The 17,006-nt window shown below is 53.1% G+C and carries 14 protein-coding genes; 12 read left to right on the forward strand and 2 right to left on the reverse strand.

Translation table 11 applies throughout. The annotated features are described in order from the left end of the window. Positions 1–16: 16 nt before the first annotated feature. On the reverse strand, positions 17–808 hold the full coding sequence (locus RAL91_RS05780) for a DeoR/GlpR family DNA-binding transcription regulator (protein ID WP_306260474.1): 792 nt from the start codon (positions 806–808) through the stop codon (positions 17–19). Between the two features lie 153 nt (positions 809–961). Here RAL91_RS05780 and RAL91_RS05785 point away from each other — a divergent pair, with 153 nt between their 5' ends. The 9 genes from RAL91_RS05785 to RAL91_RS05825 all read left to right on the forward strand — a co-directional run bounded on the left by RAL91_RS05785 (position 962) and on the right by RAL91_RS05825 (position 11,517). Continuing rightward, on the forward strand, positions 962–1,720 hold the full coding sequence (locus tag RAL91_RS05785) for an SDR family NAD(P)-dependent oxidoreductase (RefSeq protein ID WP_306260477.1): 759 nt from the start codon (positions 962–964) through the stop codon (positions 1,718–1,720). Between the two features lie 37 nt (positions 1,721–1,757). Then, positions 1,758–2,999 carry a sugar ABC transporter substrate-binding protein gene (locus tag RAL91_RS05790; protein ID WP_306260479.1) on the forward strand — a complete coding sequence of 414 codons (1,242 nt, stop codon included), beginning with the start codon at positions 1,758–1,760 and terminating at the stop codon, positions 2,997–2,999. A gap of 69 nt (positions 3,000–3,068) precedes the next feature. After that, on the forward strand, positions 3,069–3,932 hold the full coding sequence (locus tag RAL91_RS05795; RefSeq protein WP_306260481.1) for a carbohydrate ABC transporter permease: 864 nt from the start codon (positions 3,069–3,071) through the stop codon (positions 3,930–3,932). After that, positions 3,925–4,746 (forward strand): carbohydrate ABC transporter permease, encoded by an 822-nt coding sequence (locus tag RAL91_RS05800; protein ID WP_306260483.1) that lies wholly within the window; start codon positions 3,925–3,927, stop codon positions 4,744–4,746. The genes RAL91_RS05795 and RAL91_RS05800 overlap by 8 nt, the downstream gene beginning before the upstream one ends. Before the next feature lie 8 nt (positions 4,747–4,754). After that, the gene (locus RAL91_RS05805; RefSeq protein WP_306260485.1) at positions 4,755–5,819 is read left to right on the forward strand and encodes an ABC transporter ATP-binding protein; all 1,065 of its coding nucleotides are present in this window, start codon (positions 4,755–4,757) and stop codon (positions 5,817–5,819) included. 191 nt (positions 5,820–6,010) lie between these two features. Continuing rightward, entirely contained in the window at positions 6,011–7,096 is a 1,086-nt protein-coding gene (locus RAL91_RS05810) for a hypothetical protein (protein WP_306260487.1), read from the forward strand. Positions 7,097–7,118: 22 nt separating this feature from the next. Beyond that, a complete protein-coding gene (locus tag RAL91_RS05815) occupies positions 7,119–8,306 on the forward strand; it encodes a hypothetical protein (protein ID WP_306260489.1) in 1,188 nt (395 codons plus the stop codon). A 26-nt stretch (positions 8,307–8,332) separates the two neighbouring features. Then, entirely contained in the window at positions 8,333–10,249 is a 1,917-nt protein-coding gene (locus RAL91_RS05820) for an AAA family ATPase (RefSeq protein WP_306260491.1), read from the forward strand. Further along, a complete protein-coding gene (locus RAL91_RS05825; RefSeq protein WP_306260493.1) occupies positions 10,237–11,517 on the forward strand; it encodes a DUF6638 family protein in 1,281 nt (426 codons plus the stop codon). Before RAL91_RS05820 ends, RAL91_RS05825 begins: the two co-directional genes overlap by 13 nt. Before the next feature lie 35 nt (positions 11,518–11,552). Here the strand turns inward: RAL91_RS05825 and RAL91_RS05830 are convergent, their stop codons facing one another. Next, the gene (locus RAL91_RS05830) at positions 11,553–12,032 is read right to left on the reverse strand and encodes a cupin domain-containing protein (RefSeq protein WP_306260495.1); all 480 of its coding nucleotides are present in this window, start codon (positions 12,030–12,032) and stop codon (positions 11,553–11,555) included. Between the two features lie 529 nt (positions 12,033–12,561). On the opposite strand from RAL91_RS05830, the gene RAL91_RS05835 reads away from it, so the two are divergent. From RAL91_RS05835 to RAL91_RS05845, 3 genes are read left to right on the forward strand one after another with little or no spacing between them, the layout of a single operon-like run. Beyond that, a complete protein-coding gene (locus tag RAL91_RS05835; protein ID WP_306260497.1) occupies positions 12,562–13,695 on the forward strand; it encodes a DUF2333 family protein in 1,134 nt (377 codons plus the stop codon). Between the two features lie 5 nt (positions 13,696–13,700). After that, positions 13,701–14,906, forward strand: a complete 1,206-nt coding sequence (locus RAL91_RS05840) for a TIGR03862 family flavoprotein (protein WP_306260499.1) — start codon at positions 13,701–13,703, stop codon at positions 14,904–14,906. A gap of 36 nt (positions 14,907–14,942) precedes the next feature. After that, on the forward strand, positions 14,943–16,991 hold the full coding sequence (locus tag RAL91_RS05845; RefSeq protein ID WP_306260501.1) for a M3 family metallopeptidase: 2,049 nt from the start codon (positions 14,943–14,945) through the stop codon (positions 16,989–16,991). Positions 16,992–17,006 lie beyond the last annotated feature (15 nt).

The following is a 17,006-nucleotide window of genomic DNA, read 5'->3' on the forward strand; positions in this document are numbered from 1 at the left end:
CCTTTGCAGTTGAGAGCTAGTCGGCGATTTGAACAGTGACGCCGGCAGCTTTGAGTGTTTCCGATAATTGTTCAGGTGGCTCGGCGTCCGTCACCAGCATGTCAACGTCTTTCAGCGCGCATACTTTGGCGACTGACATGCGGTTGAACTTCGTGCTGTCAATGAGCGCAACAACCTTCTGCGATCCTTCGATCAGGGCGCATTTGATGTGTGTGTCTTCGAGCGAATAATCGTAAAAACCCGCATCTGTAATTCCGGACGCGCCGATGAACACGACATCAAAGCATAGATCGCTCAGGCTTTTGACGGCCTGCGGCCCGACAACTGAAGGCTCAGAACCGAATATGCGGCCGCCGGGAACAAACACACTTGGCTTCTGGCCTGAAAGCACACCGGCGATTTTCAGGCTGCTCGTATAAATATTGACATCATGGTCAAGCAGAAGGTCGGCCAGGCATAGCGCTGTGGTTCCGATATCAAGCGCAATCGTCTGGTTGGGTTGGATGAGCCCGACTGCGCTGCGCGCTATGGCACTTTTGCCTTCGCTGTTGACGACAGAACGCGCGGCGATGTTTGGCTCCACCAAATCCACCATGACGGCTCCGGTGGAGTCCAGCTTGCTGGCCCCCCCATGAGTTCTCTCAAGCCTCTTTTTTTCCGACAGCAAGTCAAAATCGCGACGCATTGTCATCTCTGAAACATTGCAGGCCTCCGCCATCTCGGGGACGGTTACAAAACCGGTTTCATCCAGCGCCTGGAGAATGAGTGAGTGCCGCTGGGTTGCATGCAATTTTGCCGCTGCCCTCATGTTGTTCGCCTCTCAATTTCGCCAAAGCACACGTTCAAATTGTTCTATTATGTTTATATCGGAAATATATCAAACATAAAAGAACATTTTTCCGTTGTAATGATGTTTTTTACGTGTTTTATTGTTATAAATTGTGGTTTCTTGGGAATTCTAATGAAAACAGTTTTGATCACAGGGGCTGCGGGCGGCATAGGATTGGCCTCGGCTCGTGCATTTCACAAGCTTGGGCACGCCGTTGTGATTGCGGATCTTGATGAAAATCTGGCGCAAGAAGCGGCTGCATCCTTGGGCGATCGCGCCTTTGGCTGTCAGGTGGATGTGCGGAACAAGGCTGAAATCGAAACGGTATTTGAGAAGGCCCGGTCTGTATTTGGCCCTGTCGATATTGTCCATGCCAATGCGGGCGTCTCAAATATGAAGCGCGCGCTGGAATTGACCGAAGATGATTGGAATTTCAATCTGGATGTGAACGCAAAAGGCGTTTTCTTCACCAATCAGTGCGCCGTCCAGCATTTTCTGGATCATGGTCGGCAAGGCGTGATCGTCAACACCGCATCGCTCGCCGCAAAGATGGGTGCGCCTCTGCTGGCTCATTACTCGGCCAGCAAATTTGCGGTCGTTGGCTGGACGCAGGCGCTGGCTCGCGAGCACGCCAAGGACGGTATTCGCGTCAATGCGGTCTGCCCCGGTTTTGTGCGAACGCCCATGCAGGACCGTGAAATTGCCTGGGAAGCTGAACTGCTCGGGTCGACGCCTGAGAAGGTGCTTCAATCCTACATTGACCAAACGCCATTGGGGCGACTTGAAGAGCCGGAGGATGTTGCCGATGTTGTGGTTTTCCTCGCCTCGGAGGGCGCCCGGTTCATGACCGGCCAGGCCGTGAATGTGACCGGCGGCGTTTACATGACTTGAACCATCAGAACATCAACTGAAGCAGGAGTGCAATGACATGAAAAAATTCAATTCTCTACCGGCTGTCGCCACCTTTTTGTCAGCGACGTTTTTGAGCACGGCATTGGTAAGTGCTGCAGATTTGAACATTATCATCGAAGAGGTGCCCGACTACGAAATTGTCAAGAAACTGACGGAAGAATATATAGCTGCCAACCCGGATGTGACCGTTAAATTTGACGCCATGCCCTTTGATGCAATGCGCGATAAAATCCTGACGTCCTCCCTTGCGCCATCAGCGACTTATGATGTGATCATCATCGATAATCCGTGGATGGAGGAGTTTGCAAAGGCCGGCTATCTGGCACCATTGGATGATTACATCGCGTCCAGTGATGGCTATAATTTCGATGATTTCGTCGGTGCCGTCAGCTCGATTGGTGTTGTAGATGGCAAAACCTACGGTGTGCCTTATTACAATTACGCACTTGGCCTGATCGTGCGTCAGGATATCTTTGACAAGGAAGGTCTGGAAATCCCGACGACGATCGAAGACTACATGAAAACAGTTAAATCACTGACGACTGACGACATGTTCGGTGCGGCCATGCAGCCCCAAAAGGGCTACAAGATCATGGAAGAGTGGAAGAACTGGCTGTATGCAAATGGCGGTGACGTGTTCGATACAGATGGCAACATCATCATCAACAATGAAGCGGCGGTAAAGGCACTCAACCAATACATTGAAACCTACAAATCTGCGGCGCCGGCAAACTCGCTCAATTGGGGTTTTGATGAAGCATTGCGCGCCATGTCTTCGGGCACAGCGGCGACCATGCTGTCTTATAACTGGATGCTTCCAGCCCTGAACGCAGAGGGTGGCATGTCCGGAGACCTTGCAGGCAACTTCACCCTGCATGAGGTTCCAGGTGGCAAGGCCGTGTTAGGCACATGGTCATGGGGTATACCTGCAAACTCTGAAGACAAAGATGCGGCCTGGGACTTTGTTTCCTGGATATCCAGCCCAGAAGTTGCCAAGCGTCGCGCTATCATGGGCGGTGCACCGGTCCGCACCAGCGTGCTGAATGATGAAACTGTCTGGAAAGACGGCTATGGCGAAGCTTACTACAAAGCGCTCTCGGGCATACTTGAGGATGCTGCGCCACTGACATCTGGCACCAATGCTGAAGAGCTGATCGAAATCATTGGTACAGAGCTCAGCGCAGCCGTCTCGGAACAAAAGTCACCGCAAGAGGCGCTTGATGATGCCGCGGCTGCGGTAAAACGGGCCAACCGCTAAGTTCAAAACAGCTGCGGCGCGCGAACCTTCGAGCGCCGCGGCAGTTCCAGCCGTTCCTGAGAGGGCCTGATGCAGTTGAAACATAAATTCGTCCTGCCGCTCGCGCTCGTGCTTTCGGCTGTGATGCTTTATCCAGTTGCTTTTTCGGCCTGGATTTCACTGCATGATTACCGACTTACACGCCTCAACGACGTGCGCTGGGTTGGTCTGGATAACTACACCTTCATCGCGACCGATCCTGGTTTTCTGAATGCCATGGGCAACACCATCACATTTGTGATTGGGGCTGTTACCTTGGAGCTGGTGCTGGGCCTGGGTCTGGCAATTTTGCTGCAGCGACTGGTGCGCTTTCAAAATTTTGTCCGGTCAACATTGCTCGCCCCCATGTTCATCACGCCAATCGCCGTTGGCCTGATGTTTCGTTTTCTGTTGAATTCGGAGCTTGGCGTGATCTCCCATTATCTTGGCGAGATCGGGATCAGTATTGATTGGTTCGGCCCGCAACTGGCGCTGTTTTCGATCATTCTGATTGATGTGTGGCAGTGGACGCCATTCATGGTGCTGATGTTTCTGGCCGGTCTGGAATCGCTGCCGAAAGCCCCGTTCGAGGCAGCCCGCATCGATGGCGCCAGCGCCTGGCTGACCTTTCGGTCAGTCACCCTGCCGATGCTGCGTCCTGTGATCACTGTTGCGATCATAATCCGTGCGCTCGACGCCTTCAAAGTGTTTGAATATGTGTTTGCGATTACCCGTGGCGGGCCTGGTGACGCTACAGAAACCATCATGTATTATATTTACCAGGCGGGTTTTCGGTTCTTCCGGATGGGAGAGGCAGCCGCTGCAGCCTTCCTTCTGATCGTTGTTATTCTCGTTCTTGTCATCGCCCTTGTGAAAGCCACCAAGAGCAACACCGAAGCGCCAAACGATGTTTAGTTTTTCCACCCGCCCAGCCCGGATAGCTGCATTCTTTGCCATTGCTTTGGCGCTTGTGGTGGTTCTGTTCCCGTTTGTCTGGGTTTTCCTGGAATCCATCAAGCCGCCCTCATTGGGCGGAAGACCTGATGTATGGGTATTTCCACCAACAGGTGACAATTGGAACAACGTTCTGTTTCAGTCCGATGTACCCAGCAACATCTTGAATTCATTTATTGTGGCATTTGCAACAGTCGCCATTGCGCTGTTGGTTGGATGTCCGGCGGCTTACGCGTTTTCCCGTTTCCGTGGCTATCATGGCGCGCGTTACTCCATACTGGCAGCGGAGATGATGCCGCCGGCAATTCTCATCCTGCCGTTCTTTCTGGTGTTGTATCACTTGCAGATGATCGACTCGCTGGCGGGCGTCATTGCTGCCCATCTGTCGTTTGTGGTGCCTGTGGTCACGTGGTTCATGATCGGCTTTTTTGATGAAGTGCCGAGAGACCTTGAACATCAGGCCATGGTCGATGGATACACGCGCTTTCAGGCGTTCTATAAGGTTATCCTGCCGGCTGTCCGGCCCGGAATCGGCGCGGCTGGCGTCTTCGGCTTTGTGCTGTCCTGGAACGATTTGTTTTACGCATTGCTTCTGACAGGTGGCGAAAGCCGTACACTGCCTGTCGCAATTGCAGGCTATTGGACCTTTCGAGGCGTCGACATGGGCAAGATGGCTGTCGCCATCCTGATTGCAGTCATTCCTGTATTGATCCTGTCTTTCTTCATTCAAAAACATCTGGTCCGCGGCATTGGCGGTGGTGCTGTCAAATATTAGGGTTTTGCATGAGCTACGTTTCACTGAAGTCCGTAACAAAGAAATTTGGCGCTGTTGAGGTTCTCAAAGGCGTTGATCTTGATATCGGGCGCCATCAATTTACTGTTTTGCTTGGGCCTTCAGGCTGCGGTAAATCCACAACGCTGCGGCTGGTGGCGGGGTTGGAGCCAGTCAGCGACGGGCAAATCTTCATTGACGGGCAGGACGTTACGATGCTGGAGCCACGTGAGCGCGATATTGCGATGGTGTTTCAGAACTATGCGCTTTATCCGACAATGACCGTCGAGCAGAATATGGGCTTCGGTTTGAAGGCCAAGAATGTCCCCGCATCTGAAATTCGCACAGCCGTTCACAAGGCCGCAGACTTGCTCGACATAACTCCGTTGCTTGCGCGCAAACCGGGCGCTCTTTCTGGCGGACAGCAGCAACGTGTCGCTATCGGACGGGCGATTGTCCGCCAGCCAAAACTGTTTCTCTTTGACGAGCCGCTTTCAAACCTTGATGCAAAACTGCGTGTGGAAACCCGGGCGGAGATTCTAAATCTTCACAGGCGTCTCAAGGCCACGACGATCTATGTCACCCATGATCAGGAAGAGGCCATGACCATGGCTGATAAGATTGTGATCATGAACCAGGGCGCGATCGAACAACAGGGCACACCCGAAGATGTTTTCTTCCACCCTGCCAGTCGCATGGTCGCCGCGTTTATCGGTAGCCCGGTGATGAATTTCTTTGATGGTGTCGGCACGGCGAACGGAAACATTGAAACGCCGGTCGGAATTTTCAAAGGTTTCCCGCAAGTCAAGACGGGACAGAAGGTCGAAATTGGCATCAGGCCAGACGATTTGCTTCCCGCTGCGCCAAGCGACAATACAATTACGGGACAGGTGCAACTGTCCGAACTTCTGGGCGTTCGCGCCATTATCCATTTGAAGACGGAAAACGGTTCTGCGTTCAAAGCGGTGGTAGATCATGAAATCTATCGGGATATGAAGCTGGCAAGTAAGGCGTCCTTCACAGTGCGCGAAGGGCGTCTTCATGTTTTCGACAGTCAGAGCGGCCAGCGCCTCTAAAGCTCAAGGCCATTTGTTGCTGCATCTGTATTGCAACTTCTGTCTCAACGCCAGGATAAGCTGAATAGACGCACAGTCTCGGCCAGTTGGGCCTGTTTGCCATCTTCTGCGTGCGTTTTTGGCGTGAACCGCTATATTGAACCCAACACATACAGATATTGACAATTCTATCCGCGTTTCAGGGGGACTATATGGCCGGTATTCAGCAGTTTGATCAGGAAATCGAAAAAACACGTGAGATGGTGGAGGAGATGCGCTCGAAGATTGATCAATCTTCGGAAGTGCTCGACACCATGGCGTCCACTGACAGCATTATGGACGTCAATTTCGACATCGAGAATGCGCGCATTCAGGATGTTCTGGGCCAGCAGAAGGTGATGGAAGGCAACATTGCCGACCTTATTCTGAGCCTCGAAGATGTGACCAATTCCTTCGGCGCTGAATTCAAGAACATGCAGACATTTACCGGCATGGAAAAGTTCATTGGCATGTTCTCGCAGAACAAAGCCAAATCCATGCGCAATGAGCGGGTGCGCACTACGTCTCTGGGCGGCAATCTGCAGGACCTTCTCTCAAAATCTGATACGATCGTCGGCATTCTGACCAATCAGAAAACGGTTCTGGAAACGCGTTATGCGACGTCCGAATCCAGCTTGCGTACCGTGCTGGATCGACGTCAGGCAACCACCGATGCATTGCAGGAAATCCAGAAGAAAATTGAAGATCTGAACCCGGCGCTGATGGATCTTGAGAACCAGATTGCAGCCACCACCGACCAGCAGGAGCGTACAGAGCTGGAAACAAAACGCTCTGAAATGGCGACCGATTATAATCAGGCACAGGCCAAGGAGCAGGAATTGCTGGCCGCGTCCCAGACCCTGGAACGCTATACGTCCATGTTCCAGACGTTCATAGACAGTCTGAACAACCAGATTGCTGCGCAGAACACACTGATCAACAAGCTGAAAATCGATACGGAGCAGCGCATTGTATTGTACAAATCTTTGGAAGACTCGTTGAAAACGGCTGCCCAGCAGGATGTTGCACACAAGATCAACACGCTGGGGTCCAAGGTCGATCTGGCGGCAGAACAGACCATGGCTGGCATTGGAGCTGCGGCGCAGTCTCACATTGCCGACCTTTTGGAGATGCATGAGCAGTCCATGGTCAATTCCGCTGAAATCCAGCGCCGCAAGCAACTGGCTGATGATGCGTTTACACGGCGCTTTTCTGACGTTATGGACAAGCATCAGGCCGCAGAATACAACGCGTCCTAGTCGAGACTTTTAGGAGTTCTCTGTGAGTTCGCAATCGGTTCTGGTGCGCTATTTCAATGCGTTGAAATCGGCCATTGTCTCTCTGGAGCGCGCTGTCGTGGCGCGCGATCAGGGGCCATGGGGCGCACGGCCTCATGACATTCTGGGCGCGGTCATGACTGCCAATCTGACACGGCTGGAAAATTCCACAAACGCCTTTGCATTGCAGGCGCGTTATCAAGACCGGTTTCGTATTGATCTCAATGAAAGCGGATTTCCTGTCTTGCAGGAAATCATGGCACTTTCCGACGCGGAAAGTCAGGCCCCGGAACGACTGAAAGCCTTGCCAAACCCAACCACGATCAAACGCAAAATGGTCGATCAGATGTTGTCGGCCCGCAAGAAGCCGGAAGCGTTGCAAAAGCAGATGGCCGAGCGATTGTTTTATCAGGAACTGCGCCGCGTGGCGGCGATCGATGGTATTTTCCCCGCATTCACACCGCCCAAAACCATCCGCATTTCCAAAAACCCGAAAAATGATCGCCCCTATTATGTGGTCTATTGGTCCACTTATGACGGCACCGCCAATATGCCGCTGCTTTACACAATGGTGGTGGAGGATTCCTCAAAGGAAGTGGCTGAGGGTAAGGCTGCGCTCATATTCAACGAAGCCATTCGTCCACCGTCGGGCAAACCATCACGCAGCAAGGCGAAACAAGGCATGGATGGGCTGCCAAACAGGGAGATCTCGGCGGAGTTCACACAATTTCTGGAAGCCAATTCCTCTTACAGCCTGACGCTGACCACCATCGGCACGGCGCTGGACAATGCCTTTGACAATCTGCACCCCAAACAATTGCGCCGCTTTGTGCTGGGTCCGTTTTACGCCGGTGGCATTACCAAGCACAATGAAACGGTGCAGGGTTTGTTGGACAAGGTGGATGCGTCAGGTGACAGCTGGCTTTTGACCTGGACCATGCAGGAGCTGTTTTCGGAAAGCGAAAAACCCGGCCAGCGACGATTCTGGAGCCAGAGCCCGCCCGAACAGATTTTTCACATCAACACCGATGATATTGATTGCGTACAACAGGGTGTCAGTGCGGTGGAATATCATGCGCTGGTCCCGCATGCAGCCTATCAGGCGGTCTATGCCAGCGGCATGGCAGGGGAAGTGTTTGGGCGCTATCAGTGCTCCATTGTCAGTGAAGACGATATAATCCGGCAGGTCTGAGCGAGAGAATATAAGGAACAAGTGTAATGGATATCGGCTTAACCACTTTGTCCGAAAAGGACATAGCCAAACATGTCAGCACCATGCAGGCATTGCTGGAACGCACAAGTGTGCTGGTGATGGAAGACCGCAGCCGATCCAAGACCGAAATTGCCGGCACAAGGCGCCGCTTTGTCAGTACGGTCTCGACAGCGCCGCAGCGACAGGCGCGGGATATCCGCTTTTTGCAGCGACTGCAGGCCATTCACCCGGATGACACGCTGCTGACCCCCGAAGAACATGCGCTGGTGTATAAATTGCGCCGTGGAATGGCCGTTGGTCAGGCGGTCGCCGATGTCTTTGCCCGTCAGACAGAGCTGGAAAAGCTGCAACAAGAAAACCGCGCAGGTGCCCTGAACGGAGAAGCAGCCCAGCATTTCCATAATCTGCAAAACACCGCTTCGTTTGTTGCCGCCTTCACAGCTGCACGCTTTTTGCTGGATGCGTTGCCCGCCAATGGCGAAAACCAGAGCGATCAGCCCGAGCCAATCCTGCAATTTGATACGGTTCGTGATGCCCTGAAGGGTCTGGTCGCGACGTTGGACGAAGCGCTGGATGGGGCAGACAGCGATGTCGCCATGACGTCCAATGCAAGAGCCAGTGCCCAGAGTTTCCTGGAAGCCCTGTCAGAACGGGCGCAGCGCTTTGATGAAATCGGTGTTTTCGAGGCGATGCACATCCGCCTTGATGCAGATGACTTTACGCTGGATGGTCTGGAGACCGGTCCGTCCAAGGCCAGCAAACCGCTGACCATGAGCTTCAAGAAAACCCATGAAGTTGTGGGCAACCACATCGCGAAATATCAGGCGGTGAAGCTGTCAAAAATGCTCATGGCCTATGATTTCGACAAGCAGATGAACCCGTTTGTGGAACTGGGCGGTTTCATTTTCACCTTTATCGGTGATGGCTTTCCCGGCACCGGCAAAACCACGCTTATTCAAATGATCGCCGGCCTGATGAATGATTATGCCCAGATTGGCGGCTACCGGTTTCACTACCAGAATTTTGGCGTCGACCAGATTTCCTCCTATCAGGGCAAATCCGGCCAGAACTGCCGCGCTTTCGTGGAAGCGGTTTTGGATCCGCGCAGCATCGGCTTTGGAACAGTTGATGATATTGATCAGGTGGCGGCAAAACGGTCTGACGCCAACAACACCTCCGCCGGACAGCAGGAAATCACCGCTGTTCTGATGGATGCATTTTCCGGTGCCAACACAGTGGTGCGCGGCAATTGCTCGTTCGGCATGTTTTCCAACTATCCGGAAATGGTGGATGATGCCCTGCGCCAGCGCGCCGGTGCACGTTGGTTGGTTGACGGGCCGCAAAGCCGTGAAGATTATGTCGATATCTTCACGCTGCTTCTGGGCAAAAACCACTCATTGGAATTGGGTGACCACGAGCTTTATGCCAATCAAAACATTCAACGTGCTGCCAAAGAAGCCTATGGCAATCTGATGGTGCCCGAAGAAGAAGGACTGAAGCAGGTATTCAACCACATCATTTCGGCTAATGGAACGCCTGAGACAATGGCCGATATCGGACGCTATCTCCACGCCATCAAGGAAGCACAGCCGCGTTTCACCGGACGTGCCATCAAAAATGTCACCGACGCCATCAAGATGCGGGCCTTTGATGTGGAATTGCCTGATGAGTGGTTTGAAGCGCCGGATCGCTTCATGCATCGCCCCTATGATGAAAAGCTGGCCATGATCAAGGAGCTGCAAAGCCCCATCACAATGGAAATGGTGATGCAAGAGATCAACCGTTATGCATCCTCCGAATTCCGCTATTCCGATAAATCAGATGAAGCAGCTACCGAGAAGATTTTGCGTGATCAGCGGGTGCGTGAACGAGCTCAGCGCGAAATGGAGCAATTGAAGCGGGACGGCCAATGGAGCGCCTGATTGCCAGCAAGATGATTTATGGCGGGCTGATGGAAGTCTCCCAGCCTCATCTTGTGAAGAATTACAACACCGCGCTGACCCAGTTTGGCTTCAAGCCGGTCGCGCCGGACACCTTCTCCATCGATGCTATGGGTTTTTCACCGCAGGTCGCGGACATTCTGGGCGACCAGCATTATCTCAATCCGCATCAGGTCAATCCGCGTTTTATCATACTGTCCCCCAAGCAGCATGATTTGCCCTATACGCAGGTTTCCTTCTCCTCAACGCCGGAGTTCATGCGGTCATTTTTCCAGACCAACCGTGTTGCGCTTGATATTCTGACGTTGAAGGATGTGGTGTTCGGAGAAATCGAGGACGATACTTATACGGTCACGACCATCGATGATCTGCTGTCTATACGTCATGTTGTGTTTGATCTGAACAGTGCCAATGGCGTGTTGGAAGCGGCCAACAGGCTGGAAGGCCTGATTGCAAGGTTTGAGCGGGAAACCACGTCCTGGAATAATGAAAAGCTGATGGACCAGATCATCGATCTGGCCGCGCTGACAGGTGATATTCGCAAGAACGATCCGGTGCCGCGCAATGTGCGCTTTACCAAAAATGCCTTTTGGGCAGACCACTTTGGCGGTGTCTACATTCTGCGCGACGAGGATGGCCACATGGTTCTGGGCGAACCTGAAGAGCCACCGTTCCCCAGCAAAAAGCGGGCTGTAAATTGGTATCTGTCTCTGGCGGACCCCAAGACACTCCACGCCTATCTGACAGCGACAGACCGTTTGGAACCTTTGAACCCGGACTGGCTGCTGGACTCAGGCGTATTGGAAAGCCGCATTGACCAGCATATGAGAGCTGTGATGGCTCTGTCCGGCAATGGTGCGGATTTGGGCAAGCTGACCCCTGCCAATGTGCGAAAATGGGTGCATGCTCATGCAACCGACATGGCGAATGACCGGGTTTTGTCCTTCCTCAATCGCACCAAAAAAGCGCTCTTGGCGAAAGAGAGTGTCGATCTGTACAAGGTTGCGCCCGATCTGCGCTTCCTGCTGCAACGGGCCAACCCGGATCATGAAGATGCCGGGTTGATCAATCGTCTTATCGCAGAATTTATCCCGTTTGATTTTGTGCTGCGCTTCATGGTCAACAAGGAAGCGTTTTATCGCGATTATGAAACCTATCCGGAAAATCTGCGTGACTACGTCGTGGCGCTGATCGAGAGCACCTATTTCCGCGACAAGGAAGTGCATTGGCAGAGATTGTTTGGTGTTTGAAGCTCTTCAACCCGTTGCGTGATCAAGCCCCGACCTCAATCGTAGTGGCTGCCATCCTTTTGCTTGAACACCCACTTGCCCGCTTCCAAGACGGCCTGCAGATCATCTTCAGGATAGGACCCTTCGTCTCCCGGTGTCCGGTCGCCAATTTCCAGATAGCGCACAATTGTCTTCGTTCTGTTGATCAAATGATGTGCCGTGCCGCCGGCTGGAAAACCTGCGCACATGCCGGGCTGCAAAAGCTGTTCGCCATCTTCCATGCGCAGTGTCGGCGTGCCTTCGAGGATATAGATCATCTCATCCTGACGCGAATGGCGGTGCAGCAATGCGGATTGCGCACCGGGTGATAATTCAGTCAGATTTACGCCAAAATTCTGTAAACCAAAAAAGTCTCCCAATTGCCGTTTGAGGCGTCCAGCCACACGCGCACCAAATGGGTTGGGATAGACCGACGGTTTCGACCGAACGGCCACATCCTGTGCCGCAATCGCTGGTTTTGTATCTGGCTGTTTCATGATTATTGTCCCTTGGTTGAAAATGTGCCGTGGATCGGTATTCTCGAAACACGCTGTCTGCCGCTGGTTACCCGGACGATTGCCGGAATAGGCTGATTACACTGTGAAATCAGGCGCGCCTGCGTTGCAGCAAGTGCGTGTCGGGTCCGGTTGCTTACAGATCGTTTTCATCGACGATGGCTCTGAGTTTTTCATACATGTGATGGGCATTCAAAAACAAACTCCCGGGAATTTGACAGAAACTGACGCAATACAAAACCGATTTCGCACGCTTGAATCAGTCATTTTGCGCCTTCCAAGATCAAAAATACTGATAAATCATCTTTCATCATCGACCGTGTCAGAGAACGTGCGGTTATAATTAATCGTATTCGCTGTATCTGCACCGCAAGCAATGGTGTGGCTGCTGATTGGCTTTTCTTGTGTATCTCTGGCAAAAATCCTATGTCATCAACCACACACATATGTGCGGAACGTATAAAGAAGCCGCACCTGGCTTTGCCATTGATCGAAAAAGGAAGACAGACCGATGCTGGACCCATTGATTGAAGGGTTTAAGGGCTTGATCGCCAGTCTTGTGGCATTGGCCAAAGGCTTGTGGCTGGCATTTTTGTGGCCGTTTCGTTCGGCCCATCAATTTGTCATGCGGCGCAGGCTTTGGATCCGCATTGCATTGGGTCTGCTTGTGTTCCCCATCCTCATTGGTTACGCGCTTCTTATCTGGAATGCCGCCTGGATCAGGGGCTATGACATAACCTATCCCGACAATTTCAAAACCTCCACGGACTCAGTTCCCGCCGGGGATACGGTGACAGTGGAAGGCGCAGCCGACACAACATTGACCTGTGGCCGCTCCTATACGCTCGACGCGGTCAGCTATCTGATCGATTTCAACGTCAACACCAACAACTGGATGTCCAGCAATCCGTTCTACAAGCTCGGCTTCTTTGGTATTGATTGGGACCGCACCTGGATCCTCGACAATAAAGCGGCATTCCAGCGCGGCGTTCATCAGGCGATTGGCCGTACTGCCATTGAAATGTCTGATCGGCTGGGCCGGGTTCGCGGCACATCGCAGATTGATCCCAATCTGAAGTCAGCTCGCGGATCGCTGCAATTCAATCAATATACCTGGTTCATCAACCCGTTCGGTGATCAGCCTTTCGGTCCCACCACCAGAAGCCAGACCTATTACCGCAATGCCATCAAGTCTCTGCAAGCCTATCAGGATGATCTGATTTCCTGCGACGCCACATTCGATGCCCGCGCCGATAATCTGATGCAGTTCATCGACCGAATTGCCAATGATATCGGCTCAACCTCTGCAAGTCTCAAGACGCGTGCGGAAGGCTACAATGCCGGGTGGTTTGACACCCGTGCGGATGATATTTTCTGGAACGCAAAAGGACAGCTTTATGCCTATTACGGCATATTGAAAGGCGCCCGTACCGACTTTTCAGATATTATTGAATCACGCGGGCTGGGCACATTGTGGCAGGAGATGGAAGCTCAAACCCTGAGCGCTATCAAACTGGAGCCCTTTATCGTGTCCAATGGCAAGGAAGATGGCTGGCTGATGCCAACCCATCTAACCACCATCGGTTTTTACATTTTGCGGGTCCGGTCCAATCTGGTTGAACTACGCTCAATTCTTGATCGTTAGACCGCGTGGCCGAGATTGCTATCATTGGTGCAGGCCCTGCCGGATTGATGGCTGCCGAGGTGTCGGCTGCGGCTGGCCATCAGGTCACCATCTATGAAAAAATGCCAAGCCCGGCGCGTAAATTCCTCATGGCCGGTCTGGGTGGCTTGAACATCACTCATTCCGGGTCCGTGGAGGCGCTGAAAGAGGCTTACTTTCACGCATCCCCGGCTCTGTGCGACGCAATTGATGCATTTCCGCCAGATGCCATTGTGAACTGGATGGCCGGTCTGGGTGAGCCGGCTTTCACAGGGTCCAGCGGCAAGATTTTCCCACACAGCTTCAAAACCTCCCCGCTTCTGCGCGCATGGCTGCGCCGGTTGGAGGGGCAGAATGTCAGGCTCCTGACGCGCCATGTCTGGATGGGATTTGACGACAGCGGCGCCTTGCTGATGCAGACCGCAAATGATGAGAATATTGTCGTCAAAAGTGCTGCAACAGTGTTTGCCATGGGCGGTGCAAGCTGGCCTCGCCTTGGCAGTAATGGTGCCTGGGCAGATCATCTTGGGACCTTGGCACAGATCGAGCCAATGCTGCCGTCCAATATGGGCATCAATATAGGTTGGACCGATTTCATCAAATCCGGCTTCGCAGGCGCGCCGTTAAAGGCAATTCAGCTGCATCTTGATGGCACACAGGTCGCCGGTGAGGCCCTGATTACCCGCTACGGCCTTGAAGGCACCGCTATTTATGCACTCAGCGCGCGTTTGCGACAGGCGCTGGCTCAGGGATTGACGACGATACACATGGATCTGCGCCCGGCATTATCACACCAAGCCATTGTCGAACGCCTGTCACACGTACCGGCGAAACAGTCTGTTGCTAATCGGTTGCGTCGCGCCCTGAAATTTTCCCCAGCCGAGCGCGCTTTGTTGCATGAAGCGGGGCCGTTGCCGAAAGACCTCGAAAACCTTGCATCCCGCATCAAACAACTGCCGCTCAGGGTTGATGGCTTTCAGGGACTGGAGCGCGCCATATCAACCGCCGGGGGCATCAGTGAGAATGACCTGACGGAGAATTTTATGTTCTCCCGACAACCTGGTCTGTTTGCAGCCGGTGAGATGCTCAATTTCGACGCCCCCACAGGTGGTTACCTGTTGCAGGCAGCGCTTGCATCCGGTCGCAGGGCCGGGCATGGCGCTGTAGATTTTCTTGCACAGGCCGAGGTCTGACCTACATTGACAATTCAACAGTTTCAGGAACAAAAAATGTCCGACAATCCGCTTCTCGCCAAATGGACAACGCCTTTCGAAATCCCGCCATTTGATCGTATTGAAATGGCGCATTTCAACGATGGTTTTGAAAAAGCCATGGCCACCAACAGGACAGAGATTGACGCCATTGCGGACAATCCGGATGCGCCAAGCTTTGACAATATGATTGGTGCACTGGAAGGGGCGGGCGATGATCTGAGCAAAGTTGCCAGCACCTTCTTTAATCTGTCCGGTTCAAACACAAATGACGAACTGCAGAAAATCGAACGCGAGATTGCTCCCAAATTGTCGCGGCACTCAAGCGCAACAATTATGAATGCAAAACTGTTCACCCGCATCAAGACCCTGTTCGAGCAAATTGATGGTCTTGATCTGGACACCGAGCAAAGCCGGGTCCTGACCAAATATTATGAAAATTTTGTGCGCGCCGGAGCGGCCCTGTCCGGGGATGCACGTGAGCGCATGTCGGAAATTTCTGCACGGCTTTCGGAACTGGGTACGCAATTCTCGCAGAATGTTCTGGCCGATGAAAAGGCGTTTCAACTGGTTCTGGAAGATGAAACCGATCTTGCAGGATTGCCTGATTTTCTGGTGTCGGCAGCCCGGTCTGCCGCCGAGGAACGCGGACATGAAGGCAAACATGTCATTACGCTGTCGCGCTCTCTGATTGAGCCTTTTCTGCAGTTTTCGAGCCGTCGTGATTTGCGGGAAACCGCTTTCAAGGCGTGGATCGCCCGCGGTGAAAACGGCGGTGAAAACGACAATAGAGACATCATAACCGAAACTCTGACGCTGCGCGACGAGCGTGCAAAGTTGTTGGGCTTTGATGGATTTGCCCATTTCAAGCTGGACAATCAGATGGCAAAAACGCCGGAGGCTGTTCGCGAGCTTCTGGAAAATGTCTGGGCACCGGCAAAGGGCCGCGCGGAGCGGGAGGCGCAATCCCTGTCCGCGCTTGCACGTGATCTGGGAGACAATTCGGAAATAGCGCCGTGGGACTGGCGTTATTTTTCACAGAAGCTGCGGATGCGGGACCATGCGCTGGATGAGGCTGAAATCAAACCCTACTTCCAGCTGGAAAACATGATTGAAGCTGCCTTTGCCGCTGCCAACCGCCTGTTTGGCGTATGGTTTCGGGAAGTGACTGATCTGAAATTATATCATCCGGACGTGCGGGCCTGGGAAGTGAAGGACGCTGCAGGTCACCATGTCGGTCTTTTCCTTGGTGACTATTTTGCACGCCCCTCCAAACGCTCCGGTGCCTGGATGAGTGCGTTCAGGTCACAGGAGAAGCTGGCTGGCGATATTCGCCCGATTATTGTCAACGTCATGAATTTTGCCAAGGCCCCTTCTGGCGAACCCAATCTTTTGACATTTGATGATGCGCACACGCTGTTTCATGAATTCGGACACGCGCTTCATGGCCTTCTTTCAGATGTCACCTATCCATTGGTCTCAGGCACCAGTGTGGCCCGCGACTTTGTGGAACTGCCGAGCCAGCTGTTTGAGCACTGGCTGACGACGCCGGACATCCTGACCAAATATGCCATCCATGCCCGTACAGGCGAGCCCCTGCCGCAGGATTTGATGGAACGGCTGCTTGCGGCCAGCACCTTCAACCAGGGCTTTGCCACGGTCGAATATGTGTCATCAGCTCTGGTTGATCTGGAAATGCATTTGAATGCGCCGGAGGCTGCAAAGGACCCGCTGGCATTCCAGGCCAGGACATTGGCCAATATCGGCATGCCGAAGCAGATTACCATGCGCCACGCCAGTCCGCATTTCATGCATGTGTTTTCCGGCGATGGCTACTCATCCGGCTATTACTCCTATCTGTGGTCGGAAGTGATGGATGCAGACGCATTTGTTGCATTTGAGGAGACCGGTGACGCCTTTGATCCTGAATTGGCAAGCAAGCTGAAGCAGCACATTTACAGCGCCGGTAACAGTGCCGACCCAGCTGAGCTGTACACCCGGTTCCGGGGCCGTATGCCAGCGATTGATGCATTGCTGGAAAAACGGGGTCTTCAAAGCGTAGCCTAGCTGCCTTAAGCTTGG

Origin of the sequence: Pararhizobium sp. IMCC21322 (assembly GCF_030758295.1) — a bacterium.
In the GTDB taxonomy this organism is placed as follows: Bacteria; Pseudomonadota; Alphaproteobacteria; order Rhizobiales.

Bases quoted from the DNA above. Each gene is read 5' to 3' on its own strand.
- RAL91_RS05780 (WP_306260474.1), bottom strand. From the start codon at position 808: ATGAGGGCAGCGGCAAAATTGCATGCAACCCAGCGGCACTCACTCATT.
- RAL91_RS05785 (WP_306260477.1), top strand. From the start codon at position 962: ATGAAAACAGTTTTGATCACAGGGGCTGCGGGCGGCATAGGATTGGCC.
- RAL91_RS05790 (WP_306260479.1), top strand. From the start codon at position 1,758: ATGAAAAAATTCAATTCTCTACCGGCTGTCGCCACCTTTTTGTCAGCG.
- RAL91_RS05795 (WP_306260481.1), top strand. From the start codon at position 3,069: ATGCAGTTGAAACATAAATTCGTCCTGCCGCTCGCGCTCGTGCTTTCG.
- RAL91_RS05800 (WP_306260483.1), top strand. From the start codon at position 3,925: ATGTTTAGTTTTTCCACCCGCCCAGCCCGGATAGCTGCATTCTTTGCC.
- RAL91_RS05805 (WP_306260485.1), top strand. From the start codon at position 4,755: ATGAGCTACGTTTCACTGAAGTCCGTAACAAAGAAATTTGGCGCTGTT.
- RAL91_RS05810 (WP_306260487.1), top strand. From the start codon at position 6,011: ATGGCCGGTATTCAGCAGTTTGATCAGGAAATCGAAAAAACACGTGAG.
- RAL91_RS05820 (WP_306260491.1), top strand. From the start codon at position 8,333: ATGGATATCGGCTTAACCACTTTGTCCGAAAAGGACATAGCCAAACAT.
- RAL91_RS05825 (WP_306260493.1), top strand. From the start codon at position 10,237: ATGGAGCGCCTGATTGCCAGCAAGATGATTTATGGCGGGCTGATGGAA.
- RAL91_RS05830 (WP_306260495.1), bottom strand. From the start codon at position 12,032: ATGAAACAGCCAGATACAAAACCAGCGATTGCGGCACAGGATGTGGCC.
- RAL91_RS05835 (WP_306260497.1), top strand. From the start codon at position 12,562: ATGCTGGACCCATTGATTGAAGGGTTTAAGGGCTTGATCGCCAGTCTT.
- RAL91_RS05845 (WP_306260501.1), top strand. From the start codon at position 14,943: ATGTCCGACAATCCGCTTCTCGCCAAATGGACAACGCCTTTCGAAATC.